Below are 23,317 nucleotides of genomic sequence, written 5' to 3' on the forward strand. Positions count from 1 at the left end.
GCTTAACATAGTTTACAGAGCACTACTACTATCTTTGTTGTGTCCTTAATGGAAACGTTCTTATGTTATTTTTTTGAGTTAGTTTAAACCGATGTCTCCATCGGTTTTTCTTTTTTTATAGGTTTTATTAATTTACTGTACCAATGCCCAGATTTTTTAATAGTTCTTTTTTGTGTATCAAAATCTACGTGCACTAATCCAAATCTAGGGTAATAGCCTTCAGCCCATTCAAAATTGTCTGTAAATGTCCATACAAAATAGCCATTTACATTTACCCCTTTTTCTTTAGCCCTTTTAACTTCTTTAATGTAATCTTGTAAATAGGTGGTACGTTCTTTATCATAAACACCATCTTTTACAACAATATCATTAAAAGCTGCTCCATTTTCGGTAACTATTACATTTTTAACTCCAGGATATGCGTCAAATTTTTTAAGCATTTTATAAATACTTGGCGGGTACACTTCCCAATCCATCTGTGTTATCTTAACATTACGCTTGGATGCTTTAACAATTTTAGCCTTTAAATAAGGAACAAAATGGCTATGCTTTACTATCTCTCTTGTATAATTTTGAACCCCAATAAAATCGAACTCAAAAATACTATTTTGTTTATCTTCTGGCTTACAATACTTTTCTATTCGTTTTAAAACCGAAACATCTTCTATAGGATATCCTAAACCCAAAAACGGTTCTATAAACAATCTATTAAGCATTGCATCTGCCTTCTTTGCAGCAACTAAATCTCTCTTCTTAGAACTATGTGGTGTAATTTGGGAGCAAGAAAAAGTGGTTCCAATAGTTGCATTTTCTACTAGTTTTCTTAGTATTCTACCTCCTTTTGCTTGGCACAAAACCGCATGATGCACTGCTGGCAAAAAATACTTTAATCCTTTTTTACCAGGAGCATGCACTCCTAAAAAATAACCTGCACCTGTAAAAACCATAGGTTCATTTAAAACCATCCAATTTTTAACACGGTCTCCAAAACTAGTTGCGCATACTGTTGTAAATTCTGAAAACCAATCTAAGATTTCTCTATTTGCCCAACCTCCTTTATCTTCTAATATTTGCGGCAAATCCCAATGATATAAAGTAACCCAAGGAGTAATACCACATGCTAAACAAAAGTCTATGACATTATTATAAAAATGAACTCCCTCTTTATTAACTTCTCCAACGCCATTTGGCAATATTCTTGTCCATGAAATAGAAAATCTAAAATTTGTAATATGCATAGATTTCATGAGAAGAATATCTTCTTTATACCTTTCATAAAAATCACAAGCAACTTTACCGTCTTGGTCTTGGTATATATTCCCTTTTTTAGAAGAAAAATCGTCCCAAATAGATGCACTTTTTCCATTTTTATTATGAGAACCCTCTATTTGATATGCTGCCGTAGAAACACCCCAAATAAAATTATCTCCAAAATCCTTAGACGTAAGATTTTTTGTTTTTTCCTCTTCTGATTTACTCATAAAAATTTATAACGCTGTAGCTTCTTGAAGTAGTCTATTTACAATAAGTTCTGTAATTTCTGGATAATCTACCTCTACAACAGAATCTGAATTTATCCACTTTTTTATTTTTTCTACGTGTTTTACCTTTAAGGTCTTTAGAACAGGAACGCCCATTTCTTTTAAGGCTGCAGAATTACACTGCTGCTCATATTGCCCTTTCATAGGGATAACCAGCAATTTCTTTTTAAGAAAAAGAGCTTCTGCAGGGGTCTCAAATCCACCACCGCAAAGAACGCCTTTACTACTAGCCATACTTTGTATAAAAGCCTCATTAGTAATAGGAGAAATAGCAATATTATTTGTAAAATAAGCCTGCTTACTATGCTTAGAAAAAACTTGCCATTGTACTTTCTTAATCTTAGAAAGTACTTTTATAATTTTATCATCACTATAAGAGGGTAAGTATACTGTATAGTGATTCTCATTTGTACTTTTTAGCTCTCTTATATCTTTTCTAATAATTGGCGTATACATATTATCCCCATACTCTTTAAAATGTAAGCCATATTTATGGGTTGTTGGAGCATAATTTTTTAAAATCATTTTACCTAATAAATCATTTTTTTTAGGCTTTGGAGCACTAGGAGAAAGGACTGCTGCCTGGTGGCTAAAGCTAAAACAAGGTTTGTTTTTAAGTTTACAAGCCCAAGCAGTTACTGGTTCAAAATCGTTTATAACAATATCGTAATCTTCTATAGGAATACTTTTAATTTCTTTTTGCAGGCGCTTTGTGTTTGCTTTTAAATAAGTGCGCCACATGTTTACACCACCTTTTTTTCCAAATATGAAACTTAATCCTTTTAATTGGTATTTTATATCATACGGAATTTCAATATCTGCTTGGGTACCGCTTACCAAAATATCTAAGTCTACTTTTTTTTGTAGTACAGGAATAACATCTCTAGCTCTACTTAAATGTCCATTACCTGTACCTTGAATGGCATACAATACTTTCATTAACAAGTTATCTTTATAAAACTTAATTAGTTTTCTTAGGTGCCCTTAAGATTTGAAATTCTTTAACCAAGCTTTCAAACAATTCATTCTTCTCCAAAACCTCAGTTTCTTCCTCTTCATAATTGATATCTAAAAGCTCTTCCTGATAATTGTAAAGCGACCATTTGGAGTTATTATATTCTAAAGCGGTAAGATTTTCTATCCAATCTCCAGAATTTAGATATATTACACTGCCCTTGTCATTTCTAATCTCTCGCACTTCTGGCTGATGAATATGGCCACAGACTACATAATCGTACTCATTTTCAATAGCTATATCAGCCGCAATTTGCTCAAAATTATTTATGAATTTTACTGCAGATTTTACACTATTTTTTATTTTCTTAGACATGGAAACAGGGCCTTTACCCATTTTTTTACTGATAAAATTTACTGCTCTATTTAAAATAATTAATAGATCATACCCTTGTGCGCCAAGCTTAGCTATCCACTTAGAGTGTTGCATGGTCACATCAAAAACATCGCCATGAAAAAACCACATTTTTTTAGCATCTACAGTAAGTAACACTTTATTTACTATTGTAAATGACCCCAATTTAAAGCCTACAAATTTTCTAAGCATTTCATCATGGTTGCCTGTAATATAATGCACTTTTACCCCTTTAGATATCCATTCCATAATTATTTTTACAACCTTCATATGCGCCTTTGGCCAATACCGTTTTTTAAATTGCCAGATGTCTATAATATCTCCATTTAAAATTACCTCTTTGGGTTTTATAGATTTTAAATATTTAAGAAGTTCCTTAGCATGACAACCATACGTACCTAAATGCACATCTGATATAACCACAATATCTACGGGCCTTTTTTTCATAAAATTGTTTTGGAAGAATTTTTACGCGATAATCGAGATTTAAATACTTCAAGGCAAGCCTCAAAATTTTTATATTGTTTTAGGTAGAAATACCTCGCGGGATTGCCCTGTGGTAGTTTACTAACTCTCCTAAATTTTAACGGAGAATAATAAGTACTTAATTGCGTAATTAAAACATTTACAATGCAAGTAGAGATAGCAATTAAAATTATTTTCATCACATAAAATAGATATTGCAAAATTCTATATTTATTCTCTAGCTACGGTAAGGATAGGTTTATTATTAAGTTATTACATTGTTAATGAAGGAGTCCAAATGTTATTTTAAAGACACAAAAAAAGTTTAAAAACAAAACTGCAGGGCTACACAACAACTATTGCTTATTACGCAACAATACTTTTTTAAAAGTAAAGGCTACCAGTATATTTACAGTATAATAAAAACGAAATAAAAATTTTTCATTTTCATATAGTGTTCTCGTAAAAGAGCTTTGTCTTAGTTGATAGAGCTCTTTTTAGTTTTACAAATGTCTGTTTTTAATTTTTAACAGATTTACTAATTTTTACTTTTACAGATTTACTAATAGGAGTTCTACTCTTATCTGCATATTGGTTATAAGGCACCACAATATTAGTTTCTGGATAATACGCTGCTATATTTCCTCTTGGAATTTTATAGGAAATTACTTTAAAGTTATTTGCTGTACGCTCCTTACCGTCATAATAGCTACTAATATTTACTACTTGTAGTTGAGATAATCCATGCTCTTTCATATCTTCTGGATTCATAAAAACGACTCTTCTTGCATTGTAAACCCCTCTATACCTATCGTCTAAGCCATATATTGTAGTATTAAATTGGTCATGCGAACGTATGGTCATTAATAAAAATTCATCTTTTTCTAAATTATGGTCTGGCAATTTATTAATAGAAATTTGCGCTTTACCATTAGGCAACATACTAAAATCTAATTCTCTTGCATTATGGGGTAAGTAATACCCTTTCCCTTTAGATCTTTCTTTAGTATTCTCATACCCTTTAATTACTTGATCTATCTTGGTTCTTATAAGCTCATAATCGCTCGCCATTGTACGCCAAGGCACAGAGTGCGAATCTGTAAAATGAGTTGCAGCAATTTCTGCAATAATTTCTGGCTCACTTTTAATGGTTCCTGAAGTAGGTTTTAAAATCCCCATAGATTGGCGAACTCTTCCCATACTATTCTCTACTGTAACATAACGTTGTACTCCATCTTTTACATCTTTTTCTGAACGACCAAAAGTTGGTAACAAAAGAGCTGTTTTACCAGTAACTAAATGCGTTCTATTTAACTTAGTACTTACTTGTACTGTTAAACTACATTGTTCTATTGCCTCTGCTGTATATTCTGTGTCTGATGCTGCCATTAAAAAGTTACCTCCTAAACACATAAAAAACTTTGCTTTACCTTCATGCATGGCATGAATAGCCTCTACGGTATCTAAACCTTCTTCTGCAGGTGCATTAAATCCTAAATGCTCTTTAATACGCTTGTTTAACTCTAAGTCTACAAAGTGCATAATACCCACACTACGGTCTCCCTGCACATTACTATGACCACGGACAGGGCATGTTCCTGTATTTGGTTTTCCTATTGCTCCTTTTAACAACAGAATATTTACAAATTCTTTAATATTCTCTACACCATTTTTATGTTGCGTAAGCCCCATCGCCCAGCAAATAATAATTTTAGAGTTGCTTGCTAGTAATTTTACTGTTTCTTCAATTTTTTCTTTGCTTATACCACTTAATGTAAGTAACTCTTCTTCATTATAATTTTTTACATCAGCCAATAAAGCATCATACCCTTGAGTATATTTTTCTATAAAAGCATGATCAAAAACACCTTTATTCAACTTATCTAAAATGGCTAATCTTTTAATCAACAACTTAGCAATAGCAATATCTTGATTAATTCTTACTTGTAAATGTATGTCTGCAATATCTTCTCCAGGTCCAAGAACACCTTTAAAATTTTGCGGATTTTTAAAATTTACTAATCCCGCTTCTTCTAGAGGGTTTATACTAATAACCTTACCTCCGTTTTGTTTACATTTTTCTAATGCAGAAAGCATACGAGGATGGTTAGTCCCTGGATTTTGTCCTACAACCATAACCACCTCCGCTTTATAAAAATCTTCTAAAGTAGCCGAACCTTTTCCCATACCAAGTGTTTCTCCTAAAGCCACACCGCTAGATTCATGACACATATTAGAACAGTCTGGCATATTATTAGTTCCTAGAGCTCTTGCAAACATGCCGTATAAGAAGGCAGCCTCATTACTAGAACGCCCTGAGGTATAAAAAACAGCTTCGTCTGGAGAGTTTAATTTTTTTAATTCTTCTGATATTAAAGTATAAGATTCTTCCCAAGTTATTGGTTCGTAATGCACACTGTTTGGTCTAAGAACCATTGGTTCTGTAATTCTCCCAAATTTATTTAATTGATAATCCGTAAGTTCTGAAAGTTTTTCTACAGAGTTTTCTTTAAAAAAAGAAGCATCTATTTGTGATGAGGTTGCTTCATCTGCCAAAGCTTTTACACCATTCTCACAATACTCTGCAAAACTAGATTGTTTTTCTGGTACTGGCCATGCACAGCTAGGGCACTCAAAACCCTTATCCTGATTCATTTGTAGCAAAGCACCCATGGATTTAACTACACCCATTTCTTTAAAACCATGTTTAAGAGCTTCTTTTACTCCTAACATTCCTGCGGCTTTTTTCATAGGCTCTCCCAATTTTATATCTAAAAAATCTTGAGACCCTCTTATAGAAACCTTTCTTTTAAAACTTGATGCCATAAAACTGTATTATTTATAAAATAAAAACGCCTGTTTTTTTTCGTAAAAATCAAAAATAGCAGGGTTTACAACAAATTACTAGACATACACATCATTTCTTTTACAAAACAACACTTCTCTTCTATATTTACAGTATAATAAAAACGAAATAAAAATTTTTCATTTTCATATAGTGTTCTCGTAAAAGAGCTTTGTCTTAGTTGGTAAAGCTCTTTTTAGTTTTATATACCTCTCATACAAGCAAGACATATTTTTAACTTTACAAAGGCAACATTAAGATGAACTTAAGATAACTTTAAGTTAAATATAGATTAACCTTTTCTTTTGGAATATACTATAGTTTTGAAATGTTCTATTAGGTTAATTAATATATAATTAACGCATTTTAAAACCGGTATTCGTATCGGTTTTATTTTTTTTATAGAACATATAATACTTCTTTTTATCATCGTAATATTACGATTATGGGAGCTTTAAAAAAAGTCGAACCTATTAAGTTCGACTTTATAATGTATTAGAACCAAGGTTTTTTACCAATTTGATAGGTGTTGTAAAACTCTTCATCGGATTTGGTTAAATAAATAATACCTTCTATTAAAGGAATTATTCCTGCAAAACCACATGTTATAAATGTAGCCACTAATTGTATAATACCTTCTTTAGTGTACCCTAATATAAACTTATGTATTCCTAAAGACCCAATAAATATTGCTAATAAACCTGCTAAGACTTTTTTATTTTCCCCGCCTGCAGCACTAAAAGCTTCTTTTGCACTATCTGCAAATTCATTAGCTGTTTTCTTAGCTTCCTCTGCAAAATCTCCTGCAGCTTCTTTTGCATCTTCTGCAAACTCGCTTGCTTTTTCTTTTGCCTCCCCTGCAAACTCTTTAGCAGATTCTTTTGCTTCTTCAAATTTTTCTGAAGCATTTTCTCCTATATCTTTTGCTTTATCCTTTGCCGACTCTAAAGCATCTTCTGCTTTATCACCTAAATTTTTGTTTTCTTCTGACATTGTCATTTTAGTTTTTGGTGGTTAATACTATTCTATAAATGTACCAATTATTTTGAATATTAAAGAAGCTATTTATTTATAGTATTATGTAACACTAACAAATTTTATACAAAGCTCATACTTTCCTAAAAAAAAGCACAATTTTAAATACTGATAGGTTTTTTATACCAATTAGAATATAAATAACAATCTAAATACCAAAACATTATACTGCATTTTAAATCACCAACAAATATTACTTCTTTAAATTTTTCTCATACAGGAAAATCCAATTCTCTGGTGTTATTTTACCCGCTAACTCCTCGATTAAACCATACGGTATATCATCTATATACTTAAAACGAATACAACTTTTACCCATATCTAATTTTCTTTTACAATGCTTTGGATACTCCTCTACAAACCAATTATAAAGATTATAATCTGCATATATCCCATTATGATATAAAGCAATAAAGTTTTTTTGAGAGGCTAAATTTATAAATGGCAAAGGTAATTTTGGATTACAATGATAGCCATCTGGATAGATCGTGTGTGGTACAACATAGCCTAACATTTTATAACTAATGCATTCTAAAAACCCTTTTGGTAAAGTGCTTTTTAAAATAGTACGAATTTTAGAAACTGCTTCTTTTCTATCTTCTGGTAATCCCTCTATATATTCTTCTGGAGTAGTGGCGCTAGACGTCATTTTAGAGCAAATTAAATGTTACTCTCTAAAGTTACTAAATTTAGAATTTAGTTTATAGTTACTTTTCTCTTAAATCTATAGCCATTTGTAGTAACAAATTAAGCTTTTCTATGGCAATATCTTTAGTAGGATTTACTCTAAAAATTTTCATTTTTGCTCGTTTTCCAATTTCTAAATCTGAGTGTATAAGTTTATCCCCATCTACAAAAAGAATATATGGCTCTGTTGATTTTTTATCTACCCAGAGATAAACAAACATTTTATTATGGTAACAAAAACAGGGCATTCCATATTTTGTAGTCTCCGTTATATTTTCGCTTTGCTTAAGAATAATATCTCGTAAAGCAAGTAAACAACTCTTATTGGGTTCTTGTTTATTAAAATAAAAATCTTCGCTTTTTTTCATGAAACTATATTAACAAAACTCTGCCTGTACTTTATTCACAATAGTTTGGGCTAGTTTTATTTTACTTTCTACTGTCCACCCTGCAATATGTGGCGTTAGTAAAACTTTATTAGATTTTATTAAATATTGAAAAGCTTCTGGCATATTATCTTCTGAAAACATATTCTCGAAGGAACTCTTTTCATATTCCAAAACATCTAAGCCAGCTCCTAAAATTTTTTCAGATTCTATAGCTTGTATTAACCCTTCTGTTTTAATACACTTTCCACGTGCCGTATTTAGTATCCAAAATGGTTTATGAAATTGAGATATAAAGTCTTCATTTATCATCCCAATAGTTAATTTAGTTTGTGGAACATGTAAACTAAGAACATCTGTTCTCTGTTGCAATTCTAATATTCCCACCTGCCTAGCATCTTCATTACCTACTCCGCCTTGAATATCATAACATATTACTTCTACATCAAAACCTCTTAGCTTTTTAGCAAATGCTTTTCCCATATTACCATACCCAATAATTCCTACAGTTTTCCCATCTAGTTCTATACCTCTATTGCCTTCACGGTCCCATTTTCCAGAACGCACTTCTTTATCTGCACTATTAAGCTTATTAAATAAAGACAATAACATTCCTAAGGTGTGTTCCCCAACTGCATTTCTATTTCCTTCTGGGGCAGATGCTAAAAAAATCCCTTTTTGTTTTGCATAGACAGTATCTATATTTTCCAAACCAGCACCTAACCTTCCTATAAATTTTAGGTTTGTTGCTTTATCTAAAAACGTTTTATCTATCGTAAATCGGCTTCTAATAATAAGCCCATCATACAAATGTAATTTTGCTTCTACTTGCTCTTTGGAAGACGTATAGTCTTCATCATTCTGAAAGCCTAAAGCCGCAAATTGCTCTATTATTAATGGGTGATTAATATCTAAATGTAATACTCTCATAAATTAAATTTTGGGGTAACTGGTATGCCTTACTATAATTAATAGAGTAAGCTACTGCAAAAAGGATTAAATTCCTAATACCATTTTGGCAATCCAGAAGTAAATTAGGATTCCAAAAATATCATTACTAGTTGTAATAAAAGGCCCTGTTGCTATTGCTGGGTCTATTCCTTGTTTATTTAAAAACAATGGCACAAAAGTTCCTATAAGTCCTGCCACAATAATAACCACAACTAATGATGCTGATATAGCAAATGCTGTATTTAATTCGCCTTTGGTTACCCAAACAAAAAGAAATAGAAAAAGTGCTAATATAAAACCATTTAAAGCAGCTAAAAGCATCTCTTTTATAAGTCTACTATTTATACTTCCTTTTACATCGTCGTTTGCTAAACCTTGCACTATAATTGCACTAGATTGTACACCAACATTCCCTGCCATAGCAGCTATTAATGGTGTAAAAAAGAATAATACTGCGTATTTGTTAAAAGCTTCTTGAAAACCTTCCATAATTAAAAAAGCACCAATACCACCTACAAGTCCTAAAAAAAGCCAAGGCAAACGTGCTCTTGTAAGTTCTAAAATACTATCATCTGCCTCTACATCTTGTGTAATACCTGCTGCTAATTGGTAATCTTTATCGGCTTCTTCTTTTAAAACATCTACAATATCATCAATAGTAATTCTTCCTAATAAAGTTTTATTTTCATCTACAACAGGAATAGCTTCTAAATCATATTTAGACATCACTTTTGCAACATCTTCTACATTATCTTCTACATTTACATAATCTACATTTGATATGTATATATCGGCAATTTTTTGTTCATTTTTAGCTACGACAAGGTCTTTTAAAGACAATCTACCCACTAACATTTCTTGCTTATTTACCACATAAACAGAATGCACACGTGTTACTTCTTCTGCTTGGCCTCTTATACGACGTAAACACCCTGCAACTGTCCAAGTATCATAAACTTTAACTAGCTCTTTTGCCATTAACCCCCCAGCGGTATCTTCTGCATATTTAAGAAGCTCTTTAATCTCTTCTTTGTGCTCTTCATCTTCAATATTAGAGATTACTTCTTGCTGGCGTTCTTCAGGTAGTTCTGCAATAATATCTACGGCATCATCTGTATCTAACTCTTCTAATTCTTCTGCAATTTCTTTAGAAGATAAGTTTCCTAAAATGGCTTCTCTTAAGTCGTCATCAACCTCCGTTAAAACATCTGAAGTTTTATCACTATCTAATAACTTTATTAAATAAGTAGCCTCTTCTGCAGCTAGTTCATTTATTATTTCAGCAACATCGGCATAATGCACCTCATCCAAAAGAGCTTCTAATTGCACATCCTCTTGGCTGCCAATTAACTGTTCTATTTCCTCTACAAGTTCTTTTGTAAGTTTAAACGGTGTCATTTTCAATCTTCTTAGTCAGGGCAATAAAATCTGCTACTGTTAATTGCTCTGGTCGCTTGCCAAAGATAACATCTTCTTTTAGATTATCGGAAAGCGCAAATGGTTTTAAACTATTTCTTAACGTTTTCCTACGTAACCCAAAAGCAGCCTTTACCACTTTAAAAAGCATAGGAACACTACAATCTAATTTTAAGTTCTCTTTACGTGTTAGGCGTAAAACTCCAGATTGTACTTTTGGCGGAGGATTAAAGACATTTGGCTCTACCGTAAATAAATATTCTGCAGTATAAAAAGCTTGTGTTAATACGGATAATATACCATAGATTTTATTCCCCTCTTTAGCACATATACGCTCTGCCACTTCTTTTTGGAACATTCCAGAAAACTCTGGCACTTGTTCCCGCATCTCTAACATCTTAAAAACAATTTGCGTAGAAATGTTATAAGGAAAATTACCTGTTATTGCAAATTGTTCTTTTCCAAAGAGTTCTTCTATGTTATATTTTAAAAAATCGGCTTCAATTACTTTAAACGTTCCTTTTCTTTGTTGTAATTCTGGATGTTCTAGTGAAAAATTAGTTTTTAAATACGCTATAGACTCTGTATCTAAGTCTAAGGCTACCAAATCCATTTCTTGTTTTAGTAAGTGTTTGGTTAAAACTCCAGTACCAGGCCCAATTTCTATAACATTTTTATACCCTTGTAAAGACAATGTATTTCCTATATCATATGCAACACCTTCATCTGTTAAAAAATGTTGTCCTAAATGCTTTTTAGCTTTTACAGGGCTTTCTTCTTGCCAGTTTTTTTTAAACTTAGGCTTACCTCCAACATACTTTCCTTTTCCCTTTCTTGTCATAGCTTAATGTTCGCTTACTATTTCTAACTCTGTTCTAAATGCTACAAATTTACCAGCAAAACGTTTACTACCATCTGATCGCATCTTTTCTGCATCTTCTTCATAATATTTTTGCAAAGTTTCTTTACTGTCTGTTGTGTATTGTACCGAATAGGTAATACCTCCCATTTCCTCTTCCACCAAAACCTTTGTCATTAATGCTTTACTAAACTTCCCTGTTGCAAGCATTTCTGGAATGTGTGTTTCTTTCATCCACACCAACCAATTATTAACAATAGTTTCTTCTACATTAATTGTAACGTTATATATATACATGTTTTTTTAATTTATAGCGTCTCCACGCAATCTTCTAAAATGTTTTCTTGCAGTAGGAGCGTAATAACTATCTTGATAGTTATAAATTATTTTTTCGAACTGTTCTTTTGCTTTCTGCGGCTTGTTTAATTTATTCTCATATAACATACCCAATGCATAATACGCATCGTCTGCTAAGATTCCTTGGGAATAAAATTCTATTATCTTCTGATAATTAAATTCTGCTTGTTTATATTCTTTTAATTGTTCTAAAAATTGTCCTTGTTTAAGCAAAGCTTCATCTTCTATTTTTTCTCCTTTATGATTTTCTAAAATATCATTTAAAATTGTAACCGCTTCTTTTGTTTTGTTTTGATATGCTAACAAATCTGCCCTTGCATATTTCTTTAACGCTATTTGTGTAGAGTCTTCCAAAACATTATCTGAAATTAATAAACTAAGTTGCATAGCATCATTTGCAATGAGCTGTGAGGCTGAACTTCGCAAAACTTTTAATTGGGTTAATGCCCAATCAAAATCTCCTTTATAAAAGCTTGTTTGTGCAACTTTGAATCTGGCATTTTGCCCAATAACATCGTTCTTAAATTTTCTCTGAATTTGAGAGAAATAAATAAGCGCTTCATTAAATTTTTTATTGTAGACTAAAATTTCTCCAAGTGCAAATTTTACATAAGCAACAGCCTCTCGGTTTAAAGGTATTTCTAAATAATCTTTTAATATTTTAATTGCAAGACCAGGGGTGTTTTTTTTAAAAGTTAAAAACTTTGCATATGCTATTTGCAATCTAAGTGTTGTGTTCTTAATACCATGAATTTGTAATAGCTCTTTATACTTTTCTTCTACATTATCTAAAGTGCTAGCATCCTCTTGCTGTAATTGAATGTTTATTAATTGCAACTCAGCGTCTAACCTTGTTGTAGCATCTTCCGTTTCGTCTAAAATAAAATAATAAATTTCTCTTGCTACGTCTAATTCTCCAACATTATATGCAATATCCGACAGGTCTATTAATCTATTTGTATTTGTCCCCTCTGTTCTTTTAAAAATAGCTTTCTCTTGTCTAAAAGCACTTTCATATTGTTTTTGTTTTACAAAAAGCCAACTTAGCAAATCGTTCCAAAGAATATCTGGATTTCTTTGCGCATTTTTTAAAAGGATCTTTTTTAAAATTAAATTATTGGCACTAGTCGGTTCTTCTGTAACAAAAGCATCTATATTACGCAAAACATTAGACTTAGAAGTTTTTCCTTCTATGAGCAATGTTAAATAGGCAACATACATTTTCTCTATATTACCTTGTTCTCCATAAATTCTTGCAAGTTGGTAATTATAATTTAAAGAAGGATTTAGTGTCATTGCCTTCTCATAAGCTATAATTGCTTTATTAAGCAAGGAATATTTTAGAAACTTAGCTCCTATTCTAGAACCGTAATTAGGGTTTTTACTTAAGAATTTTATTGCTTTATTATACTGTGCTTCTGCTTTCTCGTTTTTATTTTGAAGGGAATAGGTATATCCCAAATCTATTATAAAATTTGGTGTTCCATTATTATCTTTTATTTTTTTCTCTAAAAATGCTTCTGCATCTTCATACCTTTCTAATTGCTGATAACATGCAACTAAACCCTCTATGTAATCTAATCTTCTTGGGTTAGAGTTAGAAAGTTTTTCATAGAAAACAACGGCCTTATCAAACTCCCCATCATTAAAATACTGCAATGCCAAAAAATCTTCTTGGGCAGATGTCCAGAAAAAACAGCAAGTAAATAAAAATGTGATAAATACGCGCAAGCTAGGATTTTTATCAAAGATAGATAATATCAAAAGATCTTAAGTGCTATTTAACTGTAGCTTATTTTTTAAGGTTCATTTTCAAGCTTTGAGATAGCTACAGGGAGTATTCTTTCTACAAATTTTGAGTAGGCTAACTCAGAAGGATGCAAACCGTCTGAAGCAACTAGATCTTTATTCTTTAGCCCCTCTCTTGTTATGTCTGTTATATTTATAAATGAAACATCATTCTTAATACAATAATTTTCTGCAAAAGCATTGTATTTATCTATAGCATTAGATATTTTAATATCTCCTCTACCAAAAGGGGTATAAGCATAATCTGGAATAGACACAACAATAACCTTACTGCTATCAGATTTAGCCTTTTTAATTGCAGTTGTAACAAGGGCAGGAAACTCTAGCTCATATAAAGAAAAGGGTTTATTTTGATATTGATTATTTACACCAATTAAAAGTGTTACTAAATTATAGCTATTGTCTATATTTTCTGAATCTATAGCACTAATTAGATTTGTAGTTGTCCAACCTGTTCTAGCAACCACTTTCAAATCTATGGAGGTGTCCGATTTAAAACCACTTAACAATCTTTCTTTTAGTTGCTCTGGGAATTTACAAGGTGCGCAAACACTTTCCCCTATGGTATAACTATCTCCTAAAGAAAGAATGGAAATAGTTCTACTTTTAAGAGTATCAACTTTTTCTTCGTCTTTTTCCTCTTTAGCAACCAAGCTAATTATGTCTTTGTTATCTGAATACCCAAATGATAAAAACACACTTAAACTAAAAAATAATAGAAAAAATTTCATTTTTATTTTAAAGATACAATTTTAAGTTTTGTTCTTACTTTTAACAAAAGATATATAAGAGAAAGGAAAATAATTTAATCTATCTTACTAAAACCACAATAAGGGATTAACACTTCTGGAATTTCTATACCATCTTCTACTTGGTAATTTTCTAAAATACCAGCAAGAACTCTTGGTAAGGCTAAAGAACTGCCATTTAAAGTATGTGCAAATTGGCTTTTTCCATTCTTGTCTTTAAAACGCAATTTTAATCTGTTAGATTGATAGGCTTCAAAATTAGAAACCGAACTTATTTCTAACCAACGGTCTTGTGCTGTAGAAAACACTTCAAAATCATAGGTAAGAACAGATGTAAAACCTAAATCACCACCACACAATCTCAAAACTCTGTAAGGTAATTTTAACTCTCTAAGTATATTTTTTATATGTTCTACCATACCATCTAAAGCTTCAAATGATTTTAATGGATGCTCTACGCGTACTATTTCTACCTTATCAAATTGGTGTAAACGATTTAAACCGCGAACATGCGCACCATAACTACCAGCTTCTCTTCTAAAACAAGGTGTATATGCTGTATAACAAATAGGGAATTGTTCTTCTTTTACTATTTCTCCTCTAAATAAATTGGTAACAGGAACTTCTGCTGTAGGTATTAAATACAAATCATCTTCTCCCACATGATACATTTGACCTTCTTTATCTGGTAGTTGGCCAGTACCATACCCAGATGCTTCGTTTACTAGGTGTGGTACTTGTATTTCTGTGTACCCAGCTTCTGCATTTTTATCTAAAAAATAAGAAATTAATGCACGTTGCAAGCGAGCTCCTTTTCCTTTATAAACAGGAAATCCTGCTCCAGTAACTTTTACTCCAAGTTCAAAATCTATAATATCATATTTCTTTGCCAATTCCCAGTGCGGCAAGGCATTAGAAACTAACTCGGGAACATCTCCTTCTGCAAAAATCTCTTCATTATCTTCATCCGTGTTTCCTGCAGGAACACTATCATGAGGTATGTTAGGTATTTGATACAATAAGGCTTGTAATTCTTCTGCAACACTAGCTAATGTATCGCTCAAAACCTTAGACTCTTCTTTTAATACTCCAGTTTTTTCTTTTAAAACTTTTGCTTCTTGCGCCTTTCCTGTTTTAAAAAACATTCCAATTTCTTTAGACAGGGTGTTAGATTCTGCTAAAGTTTTATCTAATTGCGTTTGCGTTTCACGCCTTTTATCATCTAATGCTATTGCTTTATCCAATAAAGGAGCAGCATCTATATTTCGCTTTTTTAATGCGGTAATAAATTCGTTTTTAGACTCTCTAATTGCCTGTACTTGTAGCATTGGTTATATTTTGAATTGCAAATTTAGGTTTATTTACTTCTAATGCCAACAGAAAAACGTTCACTCTTCTTTTAATTTAGATGGAAGAATCCAATCATGATGCTTAAAGTGGCTCCAAGACTCATTTGCTAAATCTATCTTAGGATCTATAAAAGGCTGCATATTCCTCCCATTGATGCTAATTTTAGAATTTATAGCATAGACTGCTATGTCTTCTCCTTTTTCTTTGTATTCCTTCTTTAAACGCTGTGCAAATTGCCACATAAAATCTGGGTAAGATGCAACTCTTGCTCTTTGCTTTTGAGTTAGATACTTATCTTGCTTAACATATATTTCTTTGTTCGTATCCTTATTTTTTACTTTAAAAAGAACACTTCCTCTACGACTACGCAACATCATTCTCCAACTTAATCTATGTCCTTCTTCGGTCCAAAGTACATTATCTGTAATGAAGTGATGCCGTATAGGTAAGAACAATTGAAGAATAAAATAAGTAGTAAAAAAAGCAATTAAAATGTTTTTATTTTTTGGATTACTAACCTCTATAGGTTTATTTACTTCCTTTGTCTTAAAAAATATATTTCTAATAGTTTCTGGTTCAAAAAAGAAAACCGTAAAAGCTAAAGATAAAAATGGAAAAATACCTATTTGAAAAACGATAGCATTAAATAAATGAAAAAATATAGATAAGACAAAAGCTATTTTACGTGTAGGTTTATAAAGTAATGCAGGAATAACTAGCAAATCAAACAAAATACCAAAGGTTCCCATAATAACATGCACCCAATGTTGTTGTAAAAAATTTCCAATTACATAATAATCTACCTTTCCTTTCATTAAAAGTTCTACCATACCAAAATCTAGCCAATCGCCATATAATTTGGCAACCGAAGCGTAGGTATATACAATAATTAGCTGTAAAACTATTACCCACTTTACATAAGCGTACATAGTTTTAGATTGCAGACTTAAATTTTTCTTTGCGTCTAAAGAACTACCCATATTTGCTGGTAAAAAACACATTAAAAAAGAAATTAATGCTAATAAATAATAGTGATTATTATAAGAGGTTTTTTGCATTAAATAGACAGCAGACCATAAAATAAAAAAAGCAATAATACTTACGCGATATTTATAACCTAAGGCTATACAAACCCCTAAAGTTCCCATTAAAAAAAAATAGAAGTACATACCATTTCCTGGCAAAGGTTGCAACCACTCAAAACCAATAAAATTAAACGTAAAACTAGGCTCTATTAGGGTTCTTTTAATCCACCCTGTAGCCATTGCACCATAACATTCTAAAGAAACTAAGATCCCAAAAAAGACTCTAAATAATAATAAAGAACTATTATCTATTCTTTGAAAAAGGAACCGATACATCATTTTAGCTTGCTATTAATTTTAATGAAGTTTCTTTGTCTATTATTAGCTGAGCTTTTAGCGCTTCAATAGATTCAAATTTTTGTTCATCCCTTATTCGCTCTAAAATATCAACTTGTATTTTTTGCCCATATAAATCCTGATTAAAATCAAAAAAATGAACCTCTATAGTTTGCTTTTTTCCTGCAACAGTAGGATTAAAACCAATATTCATCATACCATACACCGTAACATTGTTTAGAATACTTTGTACAACATAAACACCATTTTTTGGAATAAGTTTATACTTTTCTTCTATCGCAATATTTGCAGTAGGAAAACTTAATTTTCTACCTAGCTCTTTTCCTTTGGTTACTACTCCACTAAGCATATAATTATATCCTAAATACTTATTTGCAGTTTGTATATCTCCACTATCTAAAGCTTTTCTAATTTTAGTAGAACTAACAGATACTTCGTTTATTTCTTGCGCCGGAATTTCTTCAACAGTAAAATTATAGGTTACTCCAAAAGCGACTAAATCTTTAATATTTGCATTTCTATTACGGCCAAATCTATGGTCGTACCCAATAATTATTTTTTTAGCATCTAATTTGTTTACTAATAAATCTCTAACAAATTCAGTAGCAGAAAGTCTTGAAAAATCTATTGTAAACTGGTGTATAATTAATTGCTCCAAACCTAGTTTCTCTAAAATTACACCCCTTTCTTCTATGGTATTTAAAAGTTTAATCTCTGCATCTTTTTGTAAAACCATTCGCGGATGAGGAAAAAAGGTAAGCACAGTAGGCACTAAGCCTAGTTCTTTTGCATTGTTTATAAGGCGTTTTATTATTTTTTTATGCCCTATATGTACCCCATCAAAAGTTCCAATAGTAATAGCTATTGGCTGTTTTTTATCGTATTTAGAAATGCTTTGGACAATATTCACTTTTAATAAATAATAAAAGGCTTATCTTTGATTTAGAGATAAAAGACCATTAATGCTTACAAAATTACGTCTACTTTTTTCAATTACCATAGTATTTCTTTCCTTTTACGGATCTGCACAGAGTAATTACTGGAAACAAGAGGTTTCTAGTAACTCAATAAAAAAAGCTTATACCAAACAATACAAGGTAAAAAAAGGGAAAACATTTACATTTAACGCAAGTAGTTTTAAATCTCAATTAAAATCTGGTGTACGTTCTAAAAACAACGGAATCTCTATATACCTACCTAATGAAAATGGAATACAAGAAGCTTTTCTGGTAAAAGAGTCTTCGGTTTTATCTCCAATACTTGCAGCTAAATACCCTAATATAAAGTCCTATATAGGATACTCCATTAACAACCCGCAAGACAAAGTTCGTTTTAGTATTTCTCATAAAGGCATACAAAGCATGGTTGTTCATGGTAATAAAACAGGAAATACGTACATAGAAAATGTTAAGGGTAATACCTATGTTGCCTATAAGAGAGATAAAGAAAATAAAACTGAAAAAGATTTTATTTGTAAAACAAAAGCATCTATTACAAATAAGAGTTCTTCACAAACACTTAGGCCTGTAGATGATCAAAAATTAAGAAAATATCGTCTAGCGGTTTCTACCACTGGAGAGTACACCAATTTTCATGGTGGTACTGTTACAGATGCTTTAGCTGCAATAAATGCTACTGTAACAAGACTTAATCAGGTTTTTGAAACAGATTTAGCAATTACCTTTGAATTAGTTTCAAATACCGATGAAGTAATTTATACGGATTCAGAAACAGATCCTTATGATGGTAATTTAAACACCCAAACACAAAGTACCTTATCTAGTATTATTGAAGAAGAAAATTATGACATAGGGCACCTTTTTCATTTAGATGCTGCAAATGGTAGTGCTGGTTCTATAGGTTCTGTGTGCCAAGATGGCAAAAAAGGAAGTGCTTATTCATCCCACCCAAACCCTACAGGAGATTTATTTGATTTAGATTATGTAGCGCATGAAATAGGGCATCAATTTGGAGCAAACCACACGTGGTCGCATGAATCTGAAGGAACTTTAGTACAAGCAGAACCCGGAAGTGGAACCACGATTATGGGGTATGCAGGTATTGTAGGTGACAATAATGTTGCCTCTAACGGAGATGGTTATTTTCATTATTGGAGCATTGTACAAATTGCTAATTATGTAAAAACAACTAATTGTGCTGAAGAAACAGATTTAACAAATTTGCCCCCCACAATAACTTTAACAGGAAATTTTACTATTCCAAAATCCACCCCTTTTGTTTTAACAGGAAATGCCACAGATACAGACCCCACAGATGTACTAACCTATACTTGGGAACAAATTGACAATGGCGTTATTACACAAGCTACATTTGGTCCAACTAGCGTAAGTGGCGCAAATTTTAGATCACAAATTCCTTCTACAAGTCCAGAACGTTATTTTCCAAAACTTTCTAGCATTTTAAGCGGGCAACTTACCCAAACCATGCCAACCATAAATTCTGAATGGGAAACCTTATCTGAAGTAGAAAGAGAATTAAATTTTGCACTCACCGTAAGAGATAATGCTTCTGGAGGGGGACAAGTAGTTACAGACCTGGTTGAAGTTTCTGTTAGTGGTAATGCAGGGCCTTTTAGAGTTACCTCACAAACAACTAATGAAGTTTTAGAAGCAGGTTCCACCCAAACTATTCTTTGGGATGTAGCCAATACAGATAAAGCCCCAATAAATACTACACAAGTAGACATATTATTATCTACGGATGGAGGATTAACATACCCTATTACATTAAGTGAAGATGTTGTAAATGACGGAGAACATAAAATAATTATTCCAGGTGTTGCTACAACGCAAGCTAGAGTTATGGTTAAAGCCAGCAACTCTATTTACTTTGCAATAAATGACACCAACTTTACTATTGAAGAAAGTGAAGTTATTCTAAACTTTACAAACTTAGAATATGAAGTTTGTTCCCCAGATGATGTTACTACAACCTTTAACTATGAAACTTACTTAGGTTTTGCAGAAGAAAGCACTTTTAGTGTTGCGTCTCCTCCTCCTGGTTTAGGCATAACTTTTTCACCAGAAACTGCAACACTAAATGATACTGAAGTTACTATATCATTTACAAATATTGGTTCTTTAACTGCTGGCACCTATCCAATAGAGGTTGTATCTACAGCAACAACGCAAACAAAAACAGTTGTGTTAGAGTTAAATATATTCGATAACTCTTTTACCCCAGTAACCCTGCAAAGTCCAATAAATGGTATAGAAGACACCTCAAAAAATATTACACTAGAGTGGGAAAGCAGCCCCGAATACACCTCTTACGATATAGAAATAGCTACCGATGATTTATTTACAACCATTATAGATAGTAAAACCCTAATTTCTAATACTTATAGTCCACTTTCTCTATCCTATGAGACTACTTATTATTGGCGTGTAAAACCAAAAAATGCTTGCGGTGAAGGAACTTTTAGCGAACCTTTTAATTTTTCTACCATAAAATTTAGCTGTAAAACCAAAAATGCAGTAGGACTACCTCTAGAAATTTCTGCAGAAGGGACACCAACAGTAAATTCTACAATTTCTTTTTATGAAGACATAAACTTATCAGATATAAATGTAAGCATAGAAATAGACCATAACTATTTATCTGATATTGTCGTTAATTTAATTTCCCCCCAAGGAACTAAAGTAGCACTAGTTTCTAGTTCTTGTGGAGATTTAAAAAACATTAATGCCACTTTTAATGATGATGCTAACAGTTTTACCTGTGGAGGGAACCCTGCTATAAATGGAACCGTAAAACCCTTAGGTTCTTTAAGTTCCTTAATTGGTGAATCTATAAAGGGAGATTGGACACTACAAATAAACGATAATGCCAATGATGATGGTGGTTTTCTTAAAGCTTTTTCTATAGAAATTTGTGTTGAAGGTGAATTTAGACCCGATGAAGATAATGACGGTGTTTTTGATGATGGAGACGATTTATGTCTTGGTACCCCAGAAGGTTTAGAAGTAGATGAAAACGGATGTACTGTTTATCTTTTTCCAAATACAAATTTTACAGTTTCTACGCAAAGTGAAGCCTGTAGAAATAGTAATGATGGGCAAATTAGTATTGATGCTGCGCTTCCCTTAGAATATACTATAGTAATAACTGGTGATACTATAAATTCTACCGATAATTTTAATACTAGTAATTACACCTTAAACAGTTTAAGTGCTGGAGAGTATACTATTTGTATTACAGGAACAGATGGTAACATAACATACAATGAACATTGTTTTACTGTAAGTATTACGGAACCCGAAGCACTTAATGTAAGTTCTAAAACTGCTATTACTAAAAATACGACAACACTATTTTTATCTGGAGCTAATTTATATAACATTGAGCTTAATGGCTTAGTAACGCAAACCACTAAAAGCGAAATTGACATAACATTAAAACAAGGCAACAATAACTTAAAAGTATACACTAATACACCATGCCAGGGTGTTCATGAAGAAAACATATATATTTCTAGTACACCTATAATGTACCCTAATCCATTAACCTCTATAGCCAATTTATATATTGGCGCTAACCTAGAAGAAGTAGAGGTAAAAATATTTTCTAATACTGGACAATTAATTAAGAGTAAAACATACAACTATATTTCTAATGAAATAGAACTTGATCTTAGTAGTTTACCTATAGGAATTTATTTTATCTCTTATAGTAGTAAAGATATTAAAGGGACTTTAAAAGTAATTAAGCAATGAGAATTTTAGCCGCACTTATATTTAGTTTTTTTGTTTGTGCATGCAGCAAAAAATCTGACTCACCACCAAATCCTCCGCAAAGCACGCAACTAACTTATCCAGATAAAAACTCGGAATGTACTACAGGTACATCTATTAGCGATGGTGTTAGTGAAGTAGAATTTAGATGGCAATCTTCAGCAGACACCGAAGTATATGAGCTACAAGTAACAAACTTAACATCAGGCACCTCACAATCCATTAACACCCCTAATACAACTGCCAGAGTACCTTTAGACAAAGGCGCCCCATATACATGGAAAGTACTTTCTAAAAACTCTAAAACTAGTGGCTCTGCTACTAGTGAAACTTGGGCTTTTTATAATGCTGGTTTTGTTACTGCTTTTGCACCTTTCCCTGCAGAGATAATTACACCTAAAATAGGAGATAATGCCTTTGTAGATATAAATAACGAAGTTACACTAGAATGGTCTGGCTCCGATTTAGATAATGATATTGATAGTTTTCAACTTTACTACGGAACAGAAAATCCGCCAACAGTACTATTAGAAACCACTACTTCTGGAATAGCAGAATATAAAGTAACCGCAGTTGCAGATACCGTATATTACTGGAAAATAATTACTGAAGATAAAGAAGGAAACACTTCAGACTCTGGTATTTTTAGCTTTAAAGCACTTTAATTACTTTCCGTTAAACTGGTTCATAGTATTTTTTACTCCAGATAGCACAAAAGATGTTATAAGACTTGATGCTTTTTCTAAACGCTCTTTTAATGCCTTATTTTCTTCTGCATTCCATTCTCCAAGGACATAATCTACTTGCCTTCCTTTTCCAAAATTGGCTCCTACACCAAACCTAAACCTATTATAAGAAGCAGTTTGTAAAACTTCCTGCGTACTTTTTAATCCGTTATGGCCACCGTCACTGCCTTTAGTTTTTAATCTAAAGGTTCCAAATTCTAGGTTTATATCATCTGTAATTATCAATATATTTTCTAATGGAATTTTCTCTTTATCCATCCAATATTTAATAGCCTTTCCACTTAAATTCATATAAGTAGAAGGTTTTAAACATAGAATGCTTCTTCCTTTTACTTTAGCTATTGCTATGTCTCCCAATTTCTGAGTTTCAAAAGAAGCTTGTTTATCTGCAGCAAAAGCGTCTACTACTTTAAAGCCTATATTATGCCTAGTTTCTGTATATTCATTTCCAATATTCCCTAAACCAACAACTAAAAATTTTTTCATTATATCTAATTCTTCTAAATAGGTAGTATTCTTACCAAACAGTAATTTTATAATAGATAGCATACGTTAAAATGTAATGCTATAAAAATACAAAAGCATCCTATAAAAATAGGATGCTTTTGTATACTTA

The 23,317-nt window shown here is 31.9% G+C and carries 19 protein-coding genes; 2 read left to right on the forward strand and 17 right to left on the reverse strand.

Annotated features, from left to right (window positions below; all coding sequences use genetic code 11):
* Positions 1 to 83: 83 nt before the first annotated feature.
* From Q0945_RS02195 to Q0945_RS02270, 16 genes are all read right to left on the reverse strand, one after another.
* Complete coding sequence (locus Q0945_RS02195) at positions 84 to 1,481, reverse strand: GH1 family beta-glucosidase (RefSeq protein WP_299430341.1); 1,398 nt, start codon at positions 1,479 to 1,481, stop codon at positions 84 to 86.
* Positions 1,482 to 1,487: 6 nt separating this feature from the next.
* The gene (locus Q0945_RS02200; RefSeq protein WP_299430344.1) at positions 1,488 to 2,480 is read right to left on the reverse strand and encodes a glycosyltransferase family protein; all 993 of its coding nucleotides are present in this window, start codon (positions 2,478 to 2,480) and stop codon (positions 1,488 to 1,490) included.
* Between the two features lie 22 nt (positions 2,481 to 2,502).
* The gene (locus Q0945_RS02205) at positions 2,503 to 3,357 is read right to left on the reverse strand and encodes a UDP-2,3-diacylglucosamine diphosphatase (protein ID WP_299430345.1); all 855 of its coding nucleotides are present in this window, start codon (positions 3,355 to 3,357) and stop codon (positions 2,503 to 2,505) included.
* A 537-nt stretch (positions 3,358 to 3,894) separates the two neighbouring features.
* Positions 3,895 to 6,201 (reverse strand): FdhF/YdeP family oxidoreductase, encoded by a 2,307-nt coding sequence (locus Q0945_RS02210; RefSeq protein ID WP_299430347.1) that lies wholly within the window; start codon positions 6,199 to 6,201, stop codon positions 3,895 to 3,897.
* Positions 6,202 to 6,715: 514 nt separating this feature from the next.
* Positions 6,716 to 7,213 (reverse strand): NINE protein, encoded by a 498-nt coding sequence (locus Q0945_RS02215; RefSeq protein WP_299430349.1) that lies wholly within the window; start codon positions 7,211 to 7,213, stop codon positions 6,716 to 6,718.
* A 235-nt stretch (positions 7,214 to 7,448) separates the two neighbouring features.
* Positions 7,449 to 7,904 (reverse strand): DUF1801 domain-containing protein, encoded by a 456-nt coding sequence (locus Q0945_RS02220; RefSeq protein WP_299430351.1) that lies wholly within the window; start codon positions 7,902 to 7,904, stop codon positions 7,449 to 7,451.
* A 58-nt stretch (positions 7,905 to 7,962) separates the two neighbouring features.
* On the reverse strand, positions 7,963 to 8,310 hold the full coding sequence (locus Q0945_RS02225; protein WP_299430353.1) for a DUF1801 domain-containing protein: 348 nt from the start codon (positions 8,308 to 8,310) through the stop codon (positions 7,963 to 7,965).
* Positions 8,311 to 8,319: 9 nt separating this feature from the next.
* On the reverse strand, positions 8,320 to 9,258 hold the full coding sequence (locus Q0945_RS02230; protein ID WP_299430355.1) for a 2-hydroxyacid dehydrogenase: 939 nt from the start codon (positions 9,256 to 9,258) through the stop codon (positions 8,320 to 8,322).
* A 66-nt stretch (positions 9,259 to 9,324) separates the two neighbouring features.
* Positions 9,325 to 10,677: a magnesium transporter gene (mgtE, locus tag Q0945_RS02235; RefSeq protein ID WP_299430357.1), complete on the reverse strand. Its 1,353-nt coding sequence runs from the start codon at positions 10,675 to 10,677 to the stop codon at positions 9,325 to 9,327.
* A complete protein-coding gene (gene rsmA, locus Q0945_RS02240) occupies positions 10,664 to 11,536 on the reverse strand; it encodes a 16S rRNA (adenine(1518)-N(6)/adenine(1519)-N(6))-dimethyltransferase RsmA (RefSeq protein ID WP_299430359.1) in 873 nt (290 codons plus the stop codon). Before rsmA ends, mgtE begins: the two co-directional genes overlap by 14 nt.
* Before the next feature lie 3 nt (positions 11,537 to 11,539).
* Entirely contained in the window at positions 11,540 to 11,851 is a 312-nt protein-coding gene (locus Q0945_RS02245) for a DUF4286 family protein (RefSeq protein WP_299430361.1), read from the reverse strand.
* A gap of 6 nt (positions 11,852 to 11,857) precedes the next feature.
* On the reverse strand, positions 11,858 to 13,642 hold the full coding sequence (locus Q0945_RS02250) for a tetratricopeptide repeat protein (RefSeq protein ID WP_299430363.1): 1,785 nt from the start codon (positions 13,640 to 13,642) through the stop codon (positions 11,858 to 11,860).
* Positions 13,643 to 13,710: 68 nt separating this feature from the next.
* Complete coding sequence (locus tag Q0945_RS02255; RefSeq protein WP_299430365.1) at positions 13,711 to 14,451, reverse strand: SGNH/GDSL hydrolase family protein; 741 nt, start codon at positions 14,449 to 14,451, stop codon at positions 13,711 to 13,713.
* A 74-nt stretch (positions 14,452 to 14,525) separates the two neighbouring features.
* The gene (gene serS / locus Q0945_RS02260) at positions 14,526 to 15,797 is read right to left on the reverse strand and encodes a serine--tRNA ligase (RefSeq protein ID WP_299430367.1); all 1,272 of its coding nucleotides are present in this window, start codon (positions 15,795 to 15,797) and stop codon (positions 14,526 to 14,528) included.
* Between the two features lie 60 nt (positions 15,798 to 15,857).
* A complete protein-coding gene (locus Q0945_RS02265; protein WP_299430369.1) occupies positions 15,858 to 17,183 on the reverse strand; it encodes an HTTM domain-containing protein in 1,326 nt (441 codons plus the stop codon).
* A 1-nt stretch (position 17,184) separates the two neighbouring features.
* Positions 17,185 to 18,111 carry a bifunctional riboflavin kinase/FAD synthetase gene (locus tag Q0945_RS02270; RefSeq protein WP_299430371.1) on the reverse strand — a complete coding sequence of 309 codons (927 nt, stop codon included), beginning with the start codon at positions 18,109 to 18,111 and terminating at the stop codon, positions 17,185 to 17,187.
* A gap of 52 nt (positions 18,112 to 18,163) precedes the next feature.
* Between Q0945_RS02270 and Q0945_RS02275 the strand changes: the two genes are divergently transcribed.
* Positions 18,164 to 21,937 (forward strand): reprolysin-like metallopeptidase, encoded by a 3,774-nt coding sequence (locus tag Q0945_RS02275; RefSeq protein ID WP_299430373.1) that lies wholly within the window; start codon positions 18,164 to 18,166, stop codon positions 21,935 to 21,937.
* Positions 21,934 to 22,620: a hypothetical protein gene (locus Q0945_RS02280; protein ID WP_299430375.1), complete on the forward strand. Its 687-nt coding sequence runs from the start codon at positions 21,934 to 21,936 to the stop codon at positions 22,618 to 22,620. Before Q0945_RS02275 ends, Q0945_RS02280 begins: the two co-directional genes overlap by 4 nt.
* Here the strand turns inward: Q0945_RS02280 and pth are convergent, their stop codons facing one another.
* The gene (pth, locus tag Q0945_RS02285) at positions 22,621 to 23,250 is read right to left on the reverse strand and encodes an aminoacyl-tRNA hydrolase (protein ID WP_299430377.1); all 630 of its coding nucleotides are present in this window, start codon (positions 23,248 to 23,250) and stop codon (positions 22,621 to 22,623) included.
* Positions 23,251 to 23,317 lie beyond the last annotated feature (67 nt).

Source organism: uncultured Maribacter sp., from assembly GCF_947500405.1.
Classification (GTDB): domain Bacteria; phylum Bacteroidota; class Bacteroidia; order Flavobacteriales; family Flavobacteriaceae; genus Maribacter_B.